The following is a 15,102-nucleotide window of genomic DNA, read 5'->3' on the forward strand; positions in this document are numbered from 1 at the left end:
GGTGAGCTGGCAAGGCGGCGCGTGTCCGCCTTGCCGGTGTCTCAGATCATCGGGCGGGGCGCAAACCCCGCCGCGAACGTCAGCTTACTGCGACAGCCACGCCTGGAAACGGGCGTCCATGTCGTCGCGGTAATCGGCCCACCATTCGTAGTTGAACAGGAAGGTCCGCTGCGAGTTGGCCGGGTCGGTCGGCATATGCGGTGCCATGTCGATGCCCAGTTCAGCGTGCTGACCCACCAGCGGAGCCGAAGAGGCGCGCGCCGGGCCGTAGGAGATCCACAGGGCCTGGTCAGCCAGACGCTGCGTGTCGGTTGCGAAGCGGACGAAGTCCAGCACGCGGGCCAGACGGTCCTCGGGCAGACCTTCGGGGATGATCCAGCCGTCAAGGTCGAAGACCTGCGCGTCCCACATCATGGCGACGGGCTGGTTCTGCTCTTCGATCAGGCTGAAGAGACGACCGTTATAGGTCGAACCGAACACGACTTCGCCATCAGCCAGCAGCTGCGGGGTGTCCGCACCGGCAGACCACCAAACGGTGCTGTCGGCGATGGTGTCGAGCATGGCGAATGCCTGCGCGATACCTTCTTCGGTTTCCAGCACGTCATAGACGTCTTCCTGCGCAACACCCGAGCACATCAGCGCCCATTCCATGTTGCCGATCGGACGACGCTCCAGCGAACGCTGACCGGGGAAGGTTTCCAGGTCGAACACGTCACAGATGTCGTCGGGGGTGTTACCGCCCCAGGCTTCCACATCGGTGCGATAGCCGAAGGTGGTGGAATACACGATCTGCGGGATGAAGCAGTCGGAAACGATCAGGTCGCCGAAGTCTTCGGAGGCCGGGGTGCCGTCGGGCGCCGGGGCCAGAACCTCGTCATGGTCGATTTCCATCGCCAGACCTTCGTCGCACAGACGCATGGCGTCGGCGGCCACGACGTCGACGAGATCCCAGGTGATGTTGCCGGCTTCGTTCATGGCGCGCAGACGGGCCACGGCCTCGGCCGAGCTTTCGTCCCAGACCACTTCCAGGCCTTCATGCATTTCCTGATACGGCGCGGAATATGCGTTCACCTGGCTGACCTGATAGGCGCCACCCCAGCTGACGAGCGTCATGCTGTTGGCCATATGACCGTCGGCATGTGCTACGGATGCGGCCATAACCGCGCCCGAGGTCAGCATAAGAGCTGTCTTGAGTTTCATGAGTCTCTCCTCTGTTGGTCGTCTTTATTAGAATAGGCACCGCCCCCATTCAGAGGGGCGGACCCGTTGCTCAGGCGTCCAGCGCCCGGCAATCCTCTGCGCGCCAGCCGATCTCGATCTGTTCGCCGGGCTGTAGCCGGCGCTGATCGGGGGCGTTACGCGTCTTGATGATGAAATCCTCGTTGCCGGCCACGCGGAGCCGGGTGCGATAGATGTCACCCATATAGATGAACTCCAGCACTTCCGCCTTGATGGTGTGTGCGCCGGGGGTCATCCGTTCCTTGTTGAATTCCACCCGCTCGGGGCGGATCGACACGAGCGTCCGTTCGCCGACCTTACTGACATTCACAGGCTTGGTGTCGATGATCTCGCCATCGTCCAGCCGCACCTCTGCGCGGTCCCCGTCGATCTTGCTGACGGTGCCCATCAGCGTGTTGTTCTCGCCGATGAACTGCGCCACAAAGCTGTTGGACGGTGCCTCATACAGCTCGTCTGGCGGGGCCAACTGCTGAATGCGGCCATCGTCGAAGACGGCAACGCGGTCCGACATGGTCAGCGCTTCGGTCTGGTCGTGGGTCACGTAGACCGTGGTGATGCCGAGGTTATGGGCCAGGTTGGTGATCTCGAACTGCATGTGTTCACGCAGCTGCTTGTCGAGCGCGCCAAGCGGTTCGTCCATCAGAACCAGCTCCGGTTCAAAGACGAGCGCACGCGCCAGAGCGATCCGCTGCTGCTGACCACCGGACAACTGGGCCGGACGGCGACCGCCGAAATCGCCCATCTGCACCATGTCGAGCGCCCGCTTCACCTTCGCTTCCTGGTCGGATTTGCCCATGTTGCGGACCTGCAGCGGGAAGGCGAGGTTTTCGGCCACCGTCATGTGCGGGAACAGGGCGTAGTTCTGGAACACCATGCCGATGCCACGCTTGTGCGGCGGGATGTTGTTGATCGGCTGACCGCCCAACAGGATTTCCCCGTGCGTCGCGGTCTCGAACCCGGCCAGCATCATCAGACAGGTGGTTTTCCCCGACCCCGAGGGACCAAGCATGGTCAGGAATTCACCCTTTCCGACGCTGAGATTGAGGTCTTTAACGACGAGTGTTTCGCCATCGTAGCTTTTCTGCACGCGGTCGAAGACCACGAAGTTTTCCGATCCGGAACTCGCGTTCATGTTTCTTCCCTGTTGTCCGGCGCCGGGGCGCTGGTTCTTATTTTCGGCTCTGGCGGCCATTCTTTATGCATCCGTTTCGGTTTCTGGCACGCCAAACGACGCATGGTCGTCGAAAACCGACACGTGTGTCCTGTTGCCCACCTTAAGCGCACAGACGAAGGCGTCCAGCCCCCGCAAGGAATTTAGTTCGAAAGACCAAAATACGGGGGATTGTTAGGCAATCAGTGCAAGGGGTTGCGCTATAGATACGCGGAAACTGGACATCGGAGCCACAGGACCCTGACCAGTTGTGCAGCTTGCGGGAATCGGATCCCGGACCAAATGGCCAAAGCCGAAACCTGATTCGCGGCGATCGGGATTCGGATGGCGCAGATCACAGGGCCGCCTCCAGCGATTGCAGATCGGGGGCGGGCAGCCGGCCCATAAGTGACCGGAAAAGTCCGCGGCAGTCCGGTCCGCGCCAACCGGAGGGAAAAAAACAGTCCGGCAGGTCGGGATGTCGGAACAGCAGGCGCCGCCAGCTATGAACGACAAGCAGACGCAGCGCCGCGGCCTCTGCCGTTGCCAGCGGAAGGACGCGATCCAGTTTGGACAGCAGCGTTGCGAAATCCCGCTCCAACGCCGCGTATTGCGCCATCAGATCTGGCGGGCAAACCTGTGCCCGCAGCCAATCGGGCACCAAGACCTGCCCGGTTTCCACACCCAGCAACCCTTTAAGTGTCTCGGGCAGAGGTCCCTGCCCGATCACCACCTGCGATCCGACCGGCAGGTATTCTCCGGTCAGCAGGAAACTGTCGAGCTGGCCCCGGCCGGTCTGGTCCCCGATGCCGGATACCAATAGATGCCACCTGTCCGGAAAGACGCGCTCGGCCTCGTAGATGCGCGGGCTGGCCTCGGCACTTTGCCTGCGCCCCATAGGGGTCAGGAAATGCAGGCTACCCCGCCCTTCGCGGACACTGTCGATCCAGCCATCCTTACGCAGCCGGAACAGCGCCACGCGCATCGCTTCGGGCTTGATCCCCATCATGCCCATCAGACGGGTGAGGGCCGCGCCGCTGATCCGGTCGCCGTCACGCCGGGCAAGATCGCCGAAAATGGTCACGATCAGCGACCAGACCCGGTGGCTTTCGCCCCCGGTCAGCAAAGCCGCCGCATCCCGGAATGTCTGACTTTCCGTCTCCATGGCGCGACTATAGGCAGGCGCGGCGCGGCTCGCCACTCTCAGAAGGCGACCATGGTCAAAAGCTCGTATTCCGCGACCATTTCGTCATCCTGATTGGTCAGGGTCGCATGCCAGCGCACCTCGCCATATTCGTCATTGCGTTTGGTCTTCTTCTTCACCGTCAGCCGCACCTTAATCGCATCGCCCGCCTGAACCGGCTTCATGAAGCGCAGGCCATCGAGCCCGGTATTGGCCAGAACCGGCCCCTCATTCGGCTCCACGAACAACCCCGCCGCGAAGGACAGAAGCAGATATCCATGCGCCACGCGTCCCGGGAAGAACGGGTTCCGCTTGGCGGCCTCTTCATCCATGTGGGCATAGAATGTGTCGCCGGTGAAATGGGCGAAATGTTCGATATCCTCCAGCGTCACCACGCGCGGGTCGGTGTGGATGGTCTCGCCAATGGCCAGATCACCAAAGCGGCGGGTGAAGGGATGTGCCGGGCCTTCGATCTCTGCTGCGCCGGGCACCCAGGTGCCGCCGATGGCCGACAGGATGTCGGGGCTGCCCTGCACGGCAGTGCGCTGCATGTAATGCATCACGCCCCTGATGCCGCCCATTTCCTCACCTCCGCCCGCACGACCCGGCCCGCCATGGACCATATGCGGCAGCGGCGAGCCATGGCCGGTGCTTTCCTTCATCGAGTCGCGGTTGTTGAAGTAGAGCCGCCCGTGGAAGGCCCCCGATCCAAGCGCTACCTCGCGGGCAATGGTGGGGTCATGGGTGATGACGGATGCCACCAGAGACCCCTGCCCCCGATTCGCAAGCTCCACCGCATGGCCCAGATCACGATAGCCCATGACGGTGCTGACCGGGCCGAAGGCTTCGGTGTCATGCACCCGCTCGGACCCGTCGGGATCGGCACAGTGGAACAGCATCGGCGGCAGGAAGGCGCCTTTCGATCCGGCCATGGCGAAATCCTCAGGATCACCAAAGACCCGCTCCGCCGCTTCGCCGATCAGCGCCGCTTTCTCCAGCACATCGGTCTTTTGCGCCGCACTGACCAGCGCCCCCATGCGCACACCCTCGTCCTGCGGGTTGCCGACTTTGGTGCTGCCAAGCCGGGCCGACAGCGCTTCGACCAGCGCTGGCACGGAGGCTTCCGGCGCAATGATCCGGCGAATGGCGGTGCATTTCTGACCCGCTTTCGTGGTCATCTCTCGCGTCACTTCCTTGACGAAGAGATCAAATTCCGGCGTTCCCGCAACGGCATCGGGCCCGAGAATCGAGGCGTTCAGGCTGTCCTGCTCCGCCACGAACCGCACCGAATTGTGCAGGATCACCGGGTTCGACCTCAGCGCCAAAGCCGTCTGCGCCGATCCGGTGAAGCTGACCACATCCTGACAGCCAAGCCGGTCGAGCATATCGCCCACCCCGCCCGACACCAGTTGCAACGCACCAGCGGGCAGGATGCCGCTGTCGAGCATGATCCGCACCGCCAGTTCGGTCACGTAACAGGTGGCTGTCGCCGGTTTCACGATGGCAGGCACCCCCGCCAGCAGCGTCGGCGCCAGCTTTTCCAGCATCCCCCAAACGGGGAAGTTGAACGCATTGATGTGAACCGCAACTCCTTGCAACGGCGTCGCAATATGCTGGCCGAGGAAGGTGCCATTGCGGCTCAGCTGCTCCACCTCGCCATCCAGATACACATGCCCATCCGGCATTTCCCGCCGCCCCTTGGAGGCGAAGACGAACATCGTGCCGATGCCGCCGTCGATGTCGATCAGATGGTCGGATTGCGTGGCCCCGGTGCTGAAAGAAAGATCATAGAGCGCCTGCTTATGCTTGCCCAGTTCCAGCGCCAGCGCCTTCAGCATCCGCGCCCGGTCATGGAAACTCATGGCCCGCAGGGCCGGTCCGCCCACATTGCGCGCATAGTCCAGCATGTCCTGCACCGGCAGGGCCGATCCGGCCCGCGCCATCGGCTCACCCGTCACGGCGCTTGCGATCATCCGCGCGCTTTTATCGGGCGCGATCCACTCGCCAGCGGCGAAGCTTTTGATATCCAGCAGGCTCATGTCGGTTCTCCTTCCAGCGCGCGCGCAAGATGCTCGGCCATGACCCAGGATCCGGGGCTTTCCCCCGCGACCTCTGCCATCACCCGGGCCATCCCGGCCCACCCCACCTGTGCCGCGTAATGCATCGGCCCGCCCCGCCAGCGCGGGAAGCCGTAGCCATGCAGCTTGACCATATCCACCGCCGCGAAATCCTCGGCGATGCCTTCCTCCACGATCCGCGCACCCTCATTGGCGTAGACGGCAAGCAGCCGGTCGCGGATATCCTTTTCCGTGTATGTGCGCCGGGAGATGCCACGTTTGGCCGAATAGGCCACGATCAGCGCCTCAACCTCCGGGTCGCGCTGCGGCGTGCGGCTGCCCTCGACATAGGCATACCAACCCTTGCCGCTGCGCTGCCCAAGGCGGCCCATCTCGCACAGCGTGTCGGCGATGCTTTCATAGCGTTCCGCAGGGTCGCGCGTTTCTGCCTGACGCTTGCGGTTGGCCCATGCGATCTGCAACCCCGTCAGATCCTGCAATTCAAACGGCCCCATCGGCATGCCGAACCCGCGCATCGCCGCGTCCACCTCATGCGGCAGCGCGCCATCGGCCAACAGATATTCCGCCTCGCGCCGATAGGCCGACAGCATCCGGTTGCCGATGAACCCATCACAGATACCCGACAGAACCGCGATCTTGCGCAGCCGTTTTGCCAACTGGAAACCGGTGGCCAGAACATCCGGGTCGGTCTGGGGCGTGTCTACAATCTCAACCAGCTTCATCACATGCGCCGGAGAGAAGAAATGCAGCCCAAGGCATCGCGCCTTGTTGGGGATGTCTGCAAAAATCTGTCGCGGATCGAGATAGGAGGTGTTGGTAGCCAGGATTGCATCCAGCGAAAGATGTTTTGCCAGTTCTTTAAAAACCGCCTGCTTGACGGCCAGGTCCTCGAACACCGCCTCGATGGCCAGGTCGACGCCAGAAGCGGCTGCGTAATTGTCCACCGCAGTAAAAGCGGTCATCTGGCTTTCATATTGGCTTTGCGAAATTTTCCCACGCTTCAGCGCCCCGGCAACCAGCCCCTCCACCCGACCCTGCGCGGCGCTCGCCTCTTCTGCGCTTCGCTCGATCAGCGTCACCCGCAACCCGGCAGACAGGCACGAGGCGGCAATGCCCGCCCCCATAAGCCCGCCGCCGACCACGGCCACATGAGACAGTTCGCGCGGGGTGGCGCCTGCAATCGCCTTGGGCTTCATCACCTGCCGCTCCGCAAAGAACGCGTGCCGCAGCGCCCGGCTTTCGGCACCTGCCCGCATTTCCAGATGCCGTGTGCGTTCCTTTGGCTGACCCTCTGCGAAAGGCAGACCCGCCCATTGCAGGGCCTCAAGGTTGAACAGCGGCGATTGTTGCCCCTTCGCCTTTTTGGCAATCTCGGCAGCTTTTGCCTCATAGGCCTCCGTGTCGAGCACCTCGCATACCCGCGCGCTGACCGCCACGGGCCGGGCTGGCAAGTCCGCGGCGAAGGCTCGGGCGGCGGCATCGGGATCTTCCACGATCCTGTCGATGCCGCCAAGCGCCAGCATGCCCTCTGCCGAATACATCCGCCCCTTGCACGCCATCTCAATCGCGGCTTCCATGCCCACCAGACGCGGCGCGCGCTGCGTTCCCCCTGCCCCGGGGATGATCCCCACGTTGACTTCCGGCAAACCGAACTTGGTCCCCGGCGCGGCAAAACGCCAGGCGCAGCCCATGGCAATCTCGAACCCGCCGCCCAGAACCGTGCCGTGCAGCAGCCCCAGAAACGGCACCTCCGAGTCCTCGATCATCTGCACCACGTCTGGCAGATGCGGCAGCAACGCGGGGCCGTCGAATTCCGACATGTCGCCGCCCGCGATGAAGGTCTTCCCGGCGCATTTCAGAACCGCCAGACGGGCGCCTTTGACAGCTTCAACAGCACTTTCCAGACCTGCCCGAACCGCCTGCGACGTGGCATTCACCGGCGGGCTGTCGATGGTGACCCATGCAATATCCCCGTCTTTTCTGACAGTTACTGGCAAGTCGGCGGTCATTACAGTGATCCCTCCCTCTCGGTGTTGTGGAATTTATTGACCAACCGTTCGGTTTATGCAAGAGATTCCTGAGCGAGGGAGGAGAGGCCGCAGATGAGCGACACGGTATTGGTGACGGACCACGGGGACTGGCGTGAAATCACGCTCAACCGCCCCGACCGGCTGAACAGTTTCAACGAGGAGATGCACCTTGCCCTGCGCGCCGCGCTAACCGAGGCGCGCGATGGCGGCGCCCGTGCGATCCTGCTGACCGGCGCGGGCCGAGGCTTCTGCGCCGGACAAGATCTGGGCGACCGCGACCCCTCGAAAATGGATGGCCCACCGGACCTGGGCCACACCGTCCGCACCTTCTATGCCCCGCTCGTGCGCCTCATCCGAGACATGCGCCTGCCGGTCATCTGCGCCGTAAACGGCGTCGCAGCCGGGGCTGGCGTCAGCCTTGCGCTGGCCTGCGATATCGTGCTGGCGGCGGAGAGCGGCAAGTTCATCCAAGCCTTCAGCAAGGTGGGCCTTGTCCCCGATACCGGCGGCAGCTGGCACCTGCCCCGGCTTCTGGGTGAAGCCCGCGCCAAGGCACTGGCCATGACGGCAGAACCCCTGCCCGCCCAAACCGCCGCCGACTGGGGCCTGATCTGGCGCACCTGCCCGGATGACCAACTGATGGCGGAGGCGCGCGCCCTGACCACCAAGCTTGCCAGCGGCCCGACCCTTGGGCTTGGCCTCACGAAACACTGCATTCAGGCCGCCGCCACCAACACGCTCTCCGATCAGCTCGATCTGGAGGCCGACGCCATTAAGACCTGCGGCGAAAGCGCCGATTACGCGGAGGGCGTCAGCGCCTTCCTGTCGAAACGCCAGCCGGAGTTCAAAGGCCGATGACCCCTGAGATCCGCGCGAAGAAAAGTGCCGAGGCCATGTGGGCTGATGACAATGCCTCGCCCTGGTTCGGCATGGAAATTGTCGAGGTCACCGAAGGCCGCGCCACGCTGGCCCTGACCGTGGAACCCCACCACGCCAACGGCCACGGCATCTGCCACGGCGGCGTGACCTTCTCGCTGGCCGACAGCGCCTTTGCCTTCGCCTGCAACAGCCGCAACCAGTCCACCGTCGCCCAGACCAATACCATCACCTATATCGCGCCCGGCCGCGTTGGCGACCGCCTGACGGCCACCGCGCGCGAAATCAGCCTGACCGGGCGCAGCGGCATCTATGATGTGACCGTGACCAACCAGGACGGCACCGTGATCGCGGAGTTCCGGGGCAATTCCCGCGCGATCAAGGGCCAGTTGTTCGAGGAGTGAAACCGACATGAAAGACCTCAGCCCCCGCAAGGAAGAGCTTGATCCGATCGAGATCGCCTCGATCGACGAAATCCGCGCGCTGCAACTGGACCGCCTGAAATGGTCCGTCCGCCACGCCTATGACAACGTGCCGATGTATCGCCAGCGCTTTGACGTGGCAGGCGTCCATCCCGATGATTTGCAACAGCTTTCCGATCTGGCGAAGTTTCCGTTTACCTACAAGACAGACCTGCGCGACAACTATCCATTTGGCCTGTTCGCCGTCCCGCGCGAGCAGATCTCCCGCATCCATGCGTCCTCTGGCACAACGGGGAAACCCACCGTCGTGGGCTACACGAAAAACGACATCAGCAACTGGGCCGATCTCGTGGCCCGCTCTATGCGCGCCTCCGGCACCCGCGCCGGTGACATCGTGCATGTGGCCTATGGTTATGGCCTGTTCACCGGCGGTTTGGGCGCGCATTATGGGGCTGAACGGCTCGGCGCGACGGTGGTTCCGGTATCAGGCGGCATGACGGAACGGCAGGTCACGCTGATCAACGATTTCAAGCCGACCACGATCATGGTCACGCCCTCCTACATGCTCAATATCCTCGAACAGTTCCACAAAATGGGCCTCGACCCGCGCGACAGCAGCCTTGAGGTCGGCATCTTCGGGGCCGAACCCTGGACCGATGCAATGCGCAAGGAGGTCGAGCAGGCTTTCGACATGCATGCAGTTGATATCTATGGGCTTTCTGAGATCATGGGGCCGGGCGTGGCCAATGAATGCGTGGAAACCAAGGATGGCCCGGTGATCTGGGAGGACCATTTCCTGCCCGAGATCATCGACCCCGAAACGGGAGAGGTGCTGCCCGATGGCGAACTTGGCGAACTGGTCTTCACCACGCTGACCAAGGAAGGCCTGCCGATGATCCGCTACCGCACGCGGGATCTGACGCGGCTTCTGCCCGGAACGGCGCGCAGCATGCGGCGCATGGAAAAGATCACCGGCCGCTCGGACGACATGATGATCCTGCGCGGCGTCAACGTCTTCCCGACCCAGATCGAAGAACAGCTGATGGCCACGGGCGGCCTCGCCCCCCATTTCCAGATCGAACTGTATACGGCGGGCCGGATGGACGCGATGCGCGTGCATGTGGAGGCGCTGCCCGATGCCACCGACGAACTGTCGAAAACCGCCGCCTCGCGGATGTTATCCAAGCGGGTGAAAGACATCGTCGGCATCTCGATCGAGGTGAACGTGGGCGACCCCGGCGCGGTGGCGCGCAGCGAGGGCAAGGCCAAGCGCGTCGTCGACAACCGCGAGAAGGGATAAGGCGTGGCACGGACAATCGCGAAAGACCACGACCAGAAGCGGGACCAGATCCTGCAATCTGCCGCCAAGATCTTCGCCACCGAGGGGTTTGATCGCGCCTCGATGGCGCAGCTGGCGCGCGAATGCGGAATCTCCAAGGCCAATATCTACCACTACTATGACAGCAAGGACGCGATTCTCTTCGATATTCTCGACAGTTACCTGTCGGGCCTGCGCGACCTAATCCTTGCGACAGATGTCGAGGGCCTTGGCCCCGAGGACCGTCTGCGCCGCGTGATCCGGGATGTTCTGCGCGCCTATCAGGGGTCGGATTATGAACATCAGGTGCAATTGAACGCGCTCTCTGCCCTGCCCGAGGAACAGCAGGACCGCATGCGCGCCTATCAGCGCGACATGGTGCGGTTTCTATCCGACTGCATCCGCGCCGCCGCGCCCGAGGTCTTCGGCGATGACCGGGCCAAGCTGCGCGCGGTCACCATGTCGGTCTTCGGCATGCTGAACTGGTATTATATGTGGAATGGCGACGCCGGGCCTCAGGCCCGTGACGCCTATGCCACGCTTGTTGCGGACCTGACACTGAGGGGCCTTCCCGGCATCTGAGGGCTTGCCGAGATTGCCCTCTCGGGGCAGGCTGCGCGGGGCCGGGCCATTCGCACCCGGCGCACCCCAGTCAGGAGCCAAGCCCATGTCCCGCCTGCAGGAAATCGCACGGCAGCCCGGCGCTGCCGCGGTCGCCATCGTGATCGGCGGCGCGATGTGGGGGCTGATCTGGATTCCGATCCGTGCCATCGAACAGGCAGGTCTGCCAGGGGCCTGGGCGGGTTTCTCGCTCTATTTCGCGGCCGTTACCCTGATGATCCCGGTTCTGCTGTGGCTCAAGGCGCGCCCTCTCGCGCATCTTGCGGTGCTGGTGCCTTGCGGCTTGCTGACCGGCTGCGCCTTCAGCCTCTATTCCACCAGCCTCGTCCTGACGGATGTGATCCGATCGGTCCTGCTCTTCTATCTCTCCCCGATCTGGAGCACGGCCCTCGGCCTCGCCTTCCTGGGGGAAAGGCTGACCCCGGCCAGGATCGGTGCGATTGCACTCGGGATTGGAGGGCTGGTGGTGATGATGGGCGTCGGGGCGCTCGGGCGCGGTCCCAATCTGGGCGATATTCTGGCGCTGATCTCGGGGATGAGCTGGGCGCTCGGCTCCTTCTTCCTTTATCGCGCGGGCACAGTCGCGGTGGCCGAACAGGTCTTCGCCTTCGTCTTCGGCGCATTGGTCGTGACCGGCGCCACACTCCTGATCGGTGGGAGCATCCTTGGCGGCAGCTTCACCGTCACCCATATGATGGGCGCGGCCCCCTGGTTCTTGATCGCGGGCCTGATCGTCGTGCCGATGCTCTTCCTCACCATCTGGCCGGCCACCGTCCTGACCCCGGCGCGGCTCGGGCTTCTGTTGATGAGCGATATCGTCGTTGGTGTGATCTCAGCCGCGCTCTGGTCGGGCGAGCCCTTCGGGTGGCGAGAGGGGATTGGCACGATGATGATCGTCGGCGCCGGATTCGTAGAGGTTCTGGGGCATAAATCACAGGTTTGACCTGTCCTGCATCCTGTTTTTGATCAAATCGTGGTTTCAAGCCTCTCAAACACCTTCTGTTTTTAGTATAACTCCTCTACAATGGCTCCATGAGCACGCCCAGTTTGAACACGCTTCGCGCTTTTGACGCGGCGGCCCGCCACGGTAAACTTGGCGCAGCCGCGCGTGAACTTCAGGTAACGACAGGTGCAATTTCTCAACAAATCAATCAGTTGGAATCTGCACTTGAAGCAAAGCTTTTCGAACGGCACCGTCGCGGCCTGCGCCTGACAGAGGCCGGGTTGCGGTTGCATAACCCCATAGAGAAGGCTATGGAGCTGATTCAACAGGGTATAGATTCCTTAAAATCACATTCCACGCAGATTTCCATCGCCCTCAGCCCCTCCCTGGCCGCAAAATGGCTGATTCCGGGCCTATCGGAGATCGCGGAAAGCAACCCGGAAATCGACCTTCAGATCATCACCGCACAGGCTCCCGATCAGAGCGAAGCAGAGTTCATCCTGCATCTCGGCGCGGCGCCCTCCAGTGCCGGGCGGGAGGTCGATCTGCTCTGCGAAACCCCGCTGGTCGCGGTGGCCGGTCCCATGCTCATCGCCCGCGCGCCGGTGATCGCGCGCGAAAGCTTCTTCGCGCAATACATTCTGATCGAGGATGCCAACCGCCCCTGGGCCAGATGGCTGAACCAAAGCGGCACGACCTTCCAATCGCATCAGGTCGCGCAGACCGCCCTTGCCCTCGATGCGGCAGAGGCGGGAACCGGCATTGCCCTCGTCCCCGCCATCATGGCGAAAGACGCCCTTGCCGCAGGACGTCTCGTCAAACTGAAGGAGTTTCCACCCGAACCGGGCCACGGGCTCTATCTGATCCGCCCCGCCAATACGCCCGCCAGCATGGCACGGCGCATTGTCGAGGACTGGATCCGCAGCGCCGTCTAACCCGCGCTCAGGCCCACGCGGGACAACGCCGCCCCGGCCTCCGCCTGCCAGCGGGCAAACAGCTCGTCTCGCGACGCATGGCGCAGCCCCATGGCCCGCAACTGGTCGAACCGGGCGGGGTCGCCCTGCCCGAAACTTGCCGCCACACGCGGCCACCAATAGGCGACGGAGCCCTGCAATGCCTCGCCCTGCCCTTCTGACACCAGCCGTTCCAGCCCCTCTTCGGCCAGTTCCGCATGGCGCAATTCCACCGGGGCCACAGCGCGGAACGCCTCGGCCAGCGGCTGATAGCTGACCATCTGCATATCGGCCAGTTGCGCCACCACGGCGCGGCCCATCAGCAGATTCATCACCACCGCGTCGCCCCAGCCATCGAGCGGATAGTTGAAGACGGCCAGCCGCATATCATGATCGCCACGCACAGCGCCGATATCGGCGTCACGCGCCAGCCGCGCGGTCCAGGGATGATGGTTGGCATAGCGCGCCGTATCGACGCCAAATTCGCCCATCACCCGCAGCACCTTGTCCGCATGATCGGTCTTTTCCAGCACGATCCGCGCCGCGGCGATCCGTTCCTTGATGCCGGGGCCTGCGTTGATCACATCGGCAAAGCCCGCCGCCCCCGCCAGCTCACTATCGACGAAACTGGCCATTAGCTTCATCAGCTCGGCGCGGTAGCGGGGCGGCACATTGGCGGGGCTGGTCAGCACGCCGCCCTGGGCCAGGTAGTCCTCGATCTTCATCTCCATGATCCGGCTCCTTACTGGTCGAAATCCACGACCACGCGGTCGGTGACGGGGAAAGACTGGCAGGACAGGACATAGCCCTTGGCGACCTCGTAATCCTCCAGCGCGTGGTTGGCGACCATCTCGACCTCGCCCTCGATCACCCGGCAGCGGCAGGTCGAACAGACCCCAGCCTTGCAGGCATAGGGCGCGTCCATGGCGTTTTCCAGCGCCGCGTCCAGCACGCTGATATCCTTGCCCACGGTCAGCGACCGGGTGGAGCCATCAAGCGTCACCGACAGGGCCGCCTGGTTGGCCGCACTTCCCGCATCCTTCGATACGACCCGCCGCGCCAGCCGCCCCGGTTGGGCCGAGGCAAACAGTTCGAACTTGATCTGCGCATCGTCCAGCCCATGCGCCCGCAGCGCCTTGGCGATGCCCAGCATCATCGGTTCGGGCCCGCAGATAAAGGCCGTGTCGACGCTGTCGATATCCACCCAACCCGTGCGCACAAGCTGCGCAACCTTCTCCTCGGTCACCAGACCGGTAAAGAGGTCGATCTCCTGCGCGTCCGTCTCCAGCACGTGGATCACGTTGAAGCGGCCCATATAGAGGTTCTTCAGATCCTCCAGTTCCTCGCGGAACATGATCGTGTTCACGCCCTTGTTGGCATAGACCAGCGTGAAGCTGGACCGCGGTTCCGTGGCCAGTGCGGTCTTGATGATCGACAGCACCGGGGTAATCCCCGACCCGCCCGCGAAGCCCAGGTAGTGGCGGGCCTGGGACGCATCCAGCACCGTATGAAAGCCCCCCATGGGCGGCATCGCCTGCAGGGTATCCCCCACCTTCAGATCCTCGTTGGCCCAGGTGGAAAACGCCCCGCCGTCGACGCGCTTGATCCCCACTTGCAGAATGCCCTCCTGCTTTCCGGCACAAATCGAATAGGACCGGCGCAGCTCCTCTCCGTCGAATTCCCGGCGGAAGGTCAGGTATTGCCCCTGAATGAAGTCGAACGCCTCAGCATCCTCGGGCTTCAGGGTCACGACAACGGCGTCGCGGATCGTCTTGTGGATGTCAGTAACGGTGAGCTCGTGAAAGCGCGCCATGGGGCTCCTCCCTTAGATGCACTTGAAATAGTCGAACGGTTCCAGACAGTCGCGGCAGCGCCACGTCGCCTTGCACGGGGTCGATCCGAACTGGCTGATCCGTTCCAGATTGGTGCTGTGGCATTGCGGGCAGCGGCTTGGCCCGCCTGCGGGTTGCGGCGGCGCGATGCCGTAGTCTTCCAGCTTGGCGCGGCCTTTCTCGGTCAGCCAATCGGTGGTCCAGGGTGGCGAGATCTGGCGCTTCAGCTCCAGTTTCTCGATGCCGTGGCCGCGCAGCGCGGTTTCGATATCGAGATTGATGATGCTGGTCGCGGGACAGCCGGAATAGGTGGGCGTCACCGACACGACCAGCGTGTCGCCCTGCCATTCCACGCCCCGGATGATGCCGAGATCGACCAGAGAGATCACCGGGATCTCGGGGTCGGGCACGGCAGCGAGCCACTCCCAGACCTGATCGACCGAGGGCTTATCCATCA

At 63.3% G+C, this 15,102-nt stretch carries 14 protein-coding genes and 1 pseudogene; 7 read left to right on the forward strand and 8 right to left on the reverse strand.

All coding sequences use genetic code 11. The annotated features are described in order from the left end of the window. Positions 1 to 84: 84 nt before the first annotated feature. The 5 genes from ACOOEX_RS13455 to ACOOEX_RS13475 form a co-directional block, all read right to left on the reverse strand. Positions 85 to 1,200, reverse strand: a complete 1,116-nt coding sequence (locus ACOOEX_RS13455; RefSeq protein ID WP_420395310.1) for an ABC transporter substrate-binding protein — start codon at positions 1,198 to 1,200, stop codon at positions 85 to 87. Between the two features lie 70 nt (positions 1,201 to 1,270). After that, the gene (locus ACOOEX_RS13460) at positions 1,271 to 2,371 is read right to left on the reverse strand and encodes an ABC transporter ATP-binding protein (RefSeq protein ID WP_306045625.1); all 1,101 of its coding nucleotides are present in this window, start codon (positions 2,369 to 2,371) and stop codon (positions 1,271 to 1,273) included. A gap of 373 nt (positions 2,372 to 2,744) precedes the next feature. Next, positions 2,745 to 3,554, reverse strand: a complete 810-nt coding sequence (locus tag ACOOEX_RS13465) for a PaaX family transcriptional regulator C-terminal domain-containing protein (RefSeq protein WP_420395311.1) — start codon at positions 3,552 to 3,554, stop codon at positions 2,745 to 2,747. Positions 3,555 to 3,592: 38 nt separating this feature from the next. Beyond that, entirely contained in the window at positions 3,593 to 5,611 is a 2,019-nt protein-coding gene (paaZ, locus tag ACOOEX_RS13470) for a phenylacetic acid degradation bifunctional protein PaaZ (protein WP_420395312.1), read from the reverse strand. Then, complete coding sequence (locus ACOOEX_RS13475; protein ID WP_420395313.1) at positions 5,608 to 7,659, reverse strand: FAD-dependent oxidoreductase; 2,052 nt, start codon at positions 7,657 to 7,659, stop codon at positions 5,608 to 5,610. The genes paaZ and ACOOEX_RS13475 overlap by 4 nt, the downstream gene beginning before the upstream one ends. A gap of 93 nt (positions 7,660 to 7,752) precedes the next feature. Between ACOOEX_RS13475 and paaG the strand changes: the two genes are divergently transcribed. From paaG to ACOOEX_RS13510, 7 genes and pseudogenes are all read left to right on the forward strand, one after another. Further along, entirely contained in the window at positions 7,753 to 8,538 is a 786-nt protein-coding gene (gene paaG, locus ACOOEX_RS13480) for a 2-(1,2-epoxy-1,2-dihydrophenyl)acetyl-CoA isomerase PaaG (RefSeq protein ID WP_420395314.1), read from the forward strand. After that, positions 8,535 to 8,960, forward strand: coding sequence for a hydroxyphenylacetyl-CoA thioesterase PaaI (paaI, locus tag ACOOEX_RS13485; RefSeq protein ID WP_420395315.1), 426 nt, complete (start codon positions 8,535 to 8,537; stop codon positions 8,958 to 8,960). The genes paaG and paaI overlap by 4 nt, the downstream gene beginning before the upstream one ends. Positions 8,961 to 8,967: 7 nt before the next feature. Further along, a complete protein-coding gene (paaK, locus tag ACOOEX_RS13490; protein WP_420395316.1) occupies positions 8,968 to 10,278 on the forward strand; it encodes a phenylacetate--CoA ligase PaaK in 1,311 nt (436 codons plus the stop codon). Positions 10,279 to 10,281: 3 nt separating this feature from the next. Then, positions 10,282 to 10,878, forward strand: coding sequence for a TetR/AcrR family transcriptional regulator (locus ACOOEX_RS13495; protein ID WP_420395317.1), 597 nt, complete (start codon positions 10,282 to 10,284; stop codon positions 10,876 to 10,878). A gap of 85 nt (positions 10,879 to 10,963) precedes the next feature. Beyond that, positions 10,964 to 11,860: a DMT family transporter gene (locus ACOOEX_RS13500; RefSeq protein ID WP_420395318.1), complete on the forward strand. Its 897-nt coding sequence runs from the start codon at positions 10,964 to 10,966 to the stop codon at positions 11,858 to 11,860. 89 nt (positions 11,861 to 11,949) lie between these two features. Further along, positions 11,950 to 12,081, forward strand: a pseudogene (locus ACOOEX_RS13505) (LysR family transcriptional regulator); the annotation flags it as partial. A gap of 90 nt (positions 12,082 to 12,171) precedes the next feature. Beyond that, entirely contained in the window at positions 12,172 to 12,795 is a 624-nt protein-coding gene (locus ACOOEX_RS13510) for a LysR substrate-binding domain-containing protein (RefSeq protein WP_420398374.1), read from the forward strand. On the opposite strand, the gene ACOOEX_RS13515 is transcribed toward ACOOEX_RS13510, so the two are convergent. From ACOOEX_RS13515 to paaD, 3 genes are read right to left on the reverse strand one after another with little or no spacing between them, the layout of a single operon-like run. After that, complete coding sequence (locus ACOOEX_RS13515) at positions 12,792 to 13,544, reverse strand: Phenylacetic acid catabolic protein (protein ID WP_420395319.1); 753 nt, start codon at positions 13,542 to 13,544, stop codon at positions 12,792 to 12,794. The genes ACOOEX_RS13510 and ACOOEX_RS13515 overlap by 4 nt on opposite strands. 11 nt (positions 13,545 to 13,555) lie before the next feature. Continuing rightward, a complete protein-coding gene (paaE, locus tag ACOOEX_RS13520; protein ID WP_420395320.1) occupies positions 13,556 to 14,626 on the reverse strand; it encodes a 1,2-phenylacetyl-CoA epoxidase subunit PaaE in 1,071 nt (356 codons plus the stop codon). Positions 14,627 to 14,638: 12 nt separating this feature from the next. Beyond that, a complete protein-coding gene (gene paaD / locus ACOOEX_RS13525) occupies positions 14,639 to 15,100 on the reverse strand; it encodes a 1,2-phenylacetyl-CoA epoxidase subunit PaaD (RefSeq protein ID WP_420395321.1) in 462 nt (153 codons plus the stop codon). Positions 15,101 to 15,102: the final 2 nt, after the last annotated feature.

Source organism: Nioella sp., from assembly GCF_965215655.1.
Classification (GTDB): domain Bacteria; phylum Pseudomonadota; class Alphaproteobacteria; order Rhodobacterales; family Rhodobacteraceae; genus Nioella.

What these genes read in the sequence shown, in the direction of transcription:
- ACOOEX_RS13455 (WP_420395310.1), bottom strand. Translation starts at nt 1,200, where the DNA reads ATGAAACTCAAGACAGCTCTTATGCTGACCTCGGGCGCGGTTATGGCC.
- ACOOEX_RS13460 (WP_306045625.1), bottom strand. Translation starts at nt 2,371, where the DNA reads ATGAACGCGAGTTCCGGATCGGAAAACTTCGTGGTCTTCGACCGCGTG.
- ACOOEX_RS13465 (WP_420395311.1), bottom strand. Translation starts at nt 3,554, where the DNA reads ATGGAGACGGAAAGTCAGACATTCCGGGATGCGGCGGCTTTGCTGACC.
- paaZ (WP_420395312.1), bottom strand. Translation starts at nt 5,611, where the DNA reads ATGAGCCTGCTGGATATCAAAAGCTTCGCCGCTGGCGAGTGGATCGCG.
- ACOOEX_RS13475 (WP_420395313.1), bottom strand. Translation starts at nt 7,659, where the DNA reads ATGACCGCCGACTTGCCAGTAACTGTCAGAAAAGACGGGGATATTGCA.
- paaG (WP_420395314.1), top strand. Translation starts at nt 7,753, where the DNA reads ATGAGCGACACGGTATTGGTGACGGACCACGGGGACTGGCGTGAAATC.
- paaI (WP_420395315.1), top strand. Translation starts at nt 8,535, where the DNA reads ATGACCCCTGAGATCCGCGCGAAGAAAAGTGCCGAGGCCATGTGGGCT.
- paaK (WP_420395316.1), top strand. Translation starts at nt 8,968, where the DNA reads ATGAAAGACCTCAGCCCCCGCAAGGAAGAGCTTGATCCGATCGAGATC.
- ACOOEX_RS13500 (WP_420395318.1), top strand. Translation starts at nt 10,964, where the DNA reads ATGTCCCGCCTGCAGGAAATCGCACGGCAGCCCGGCGCTGCCGCGGTC.
- ACOOEX_RS13510 (WP_420398374.1), top strand. Translation starts at nt 12,172, where the DNA reads ATGGAGCTGATTCAACAGGGTATAGATTCCTTAAAATCACATTCCACG.
- ACOOEX_RS13515 (WP_420395319.1), bottom strand. Translation starts at nt 13,544, where the DNA reads ATGGAGATGAAGATCGAGGACTACCTGGCCCAGGGCGGCGTGCTGACC.
- paaE (WP_420395320.1), bottom strand. Translation starts at nt 14,626, where the DNA reads ATGGCGCGCTTTCACGAGCTCACCGTTACTGACATCCACAAGACGATC.
- paaD (WP_420395321.1), bottom strand. Translation starts at nt 15,100, where the DNA reads ATGGATAAGCCCTCGGTCGATCAGGTCTGGGAGTGGCTCGCTGCCGTG.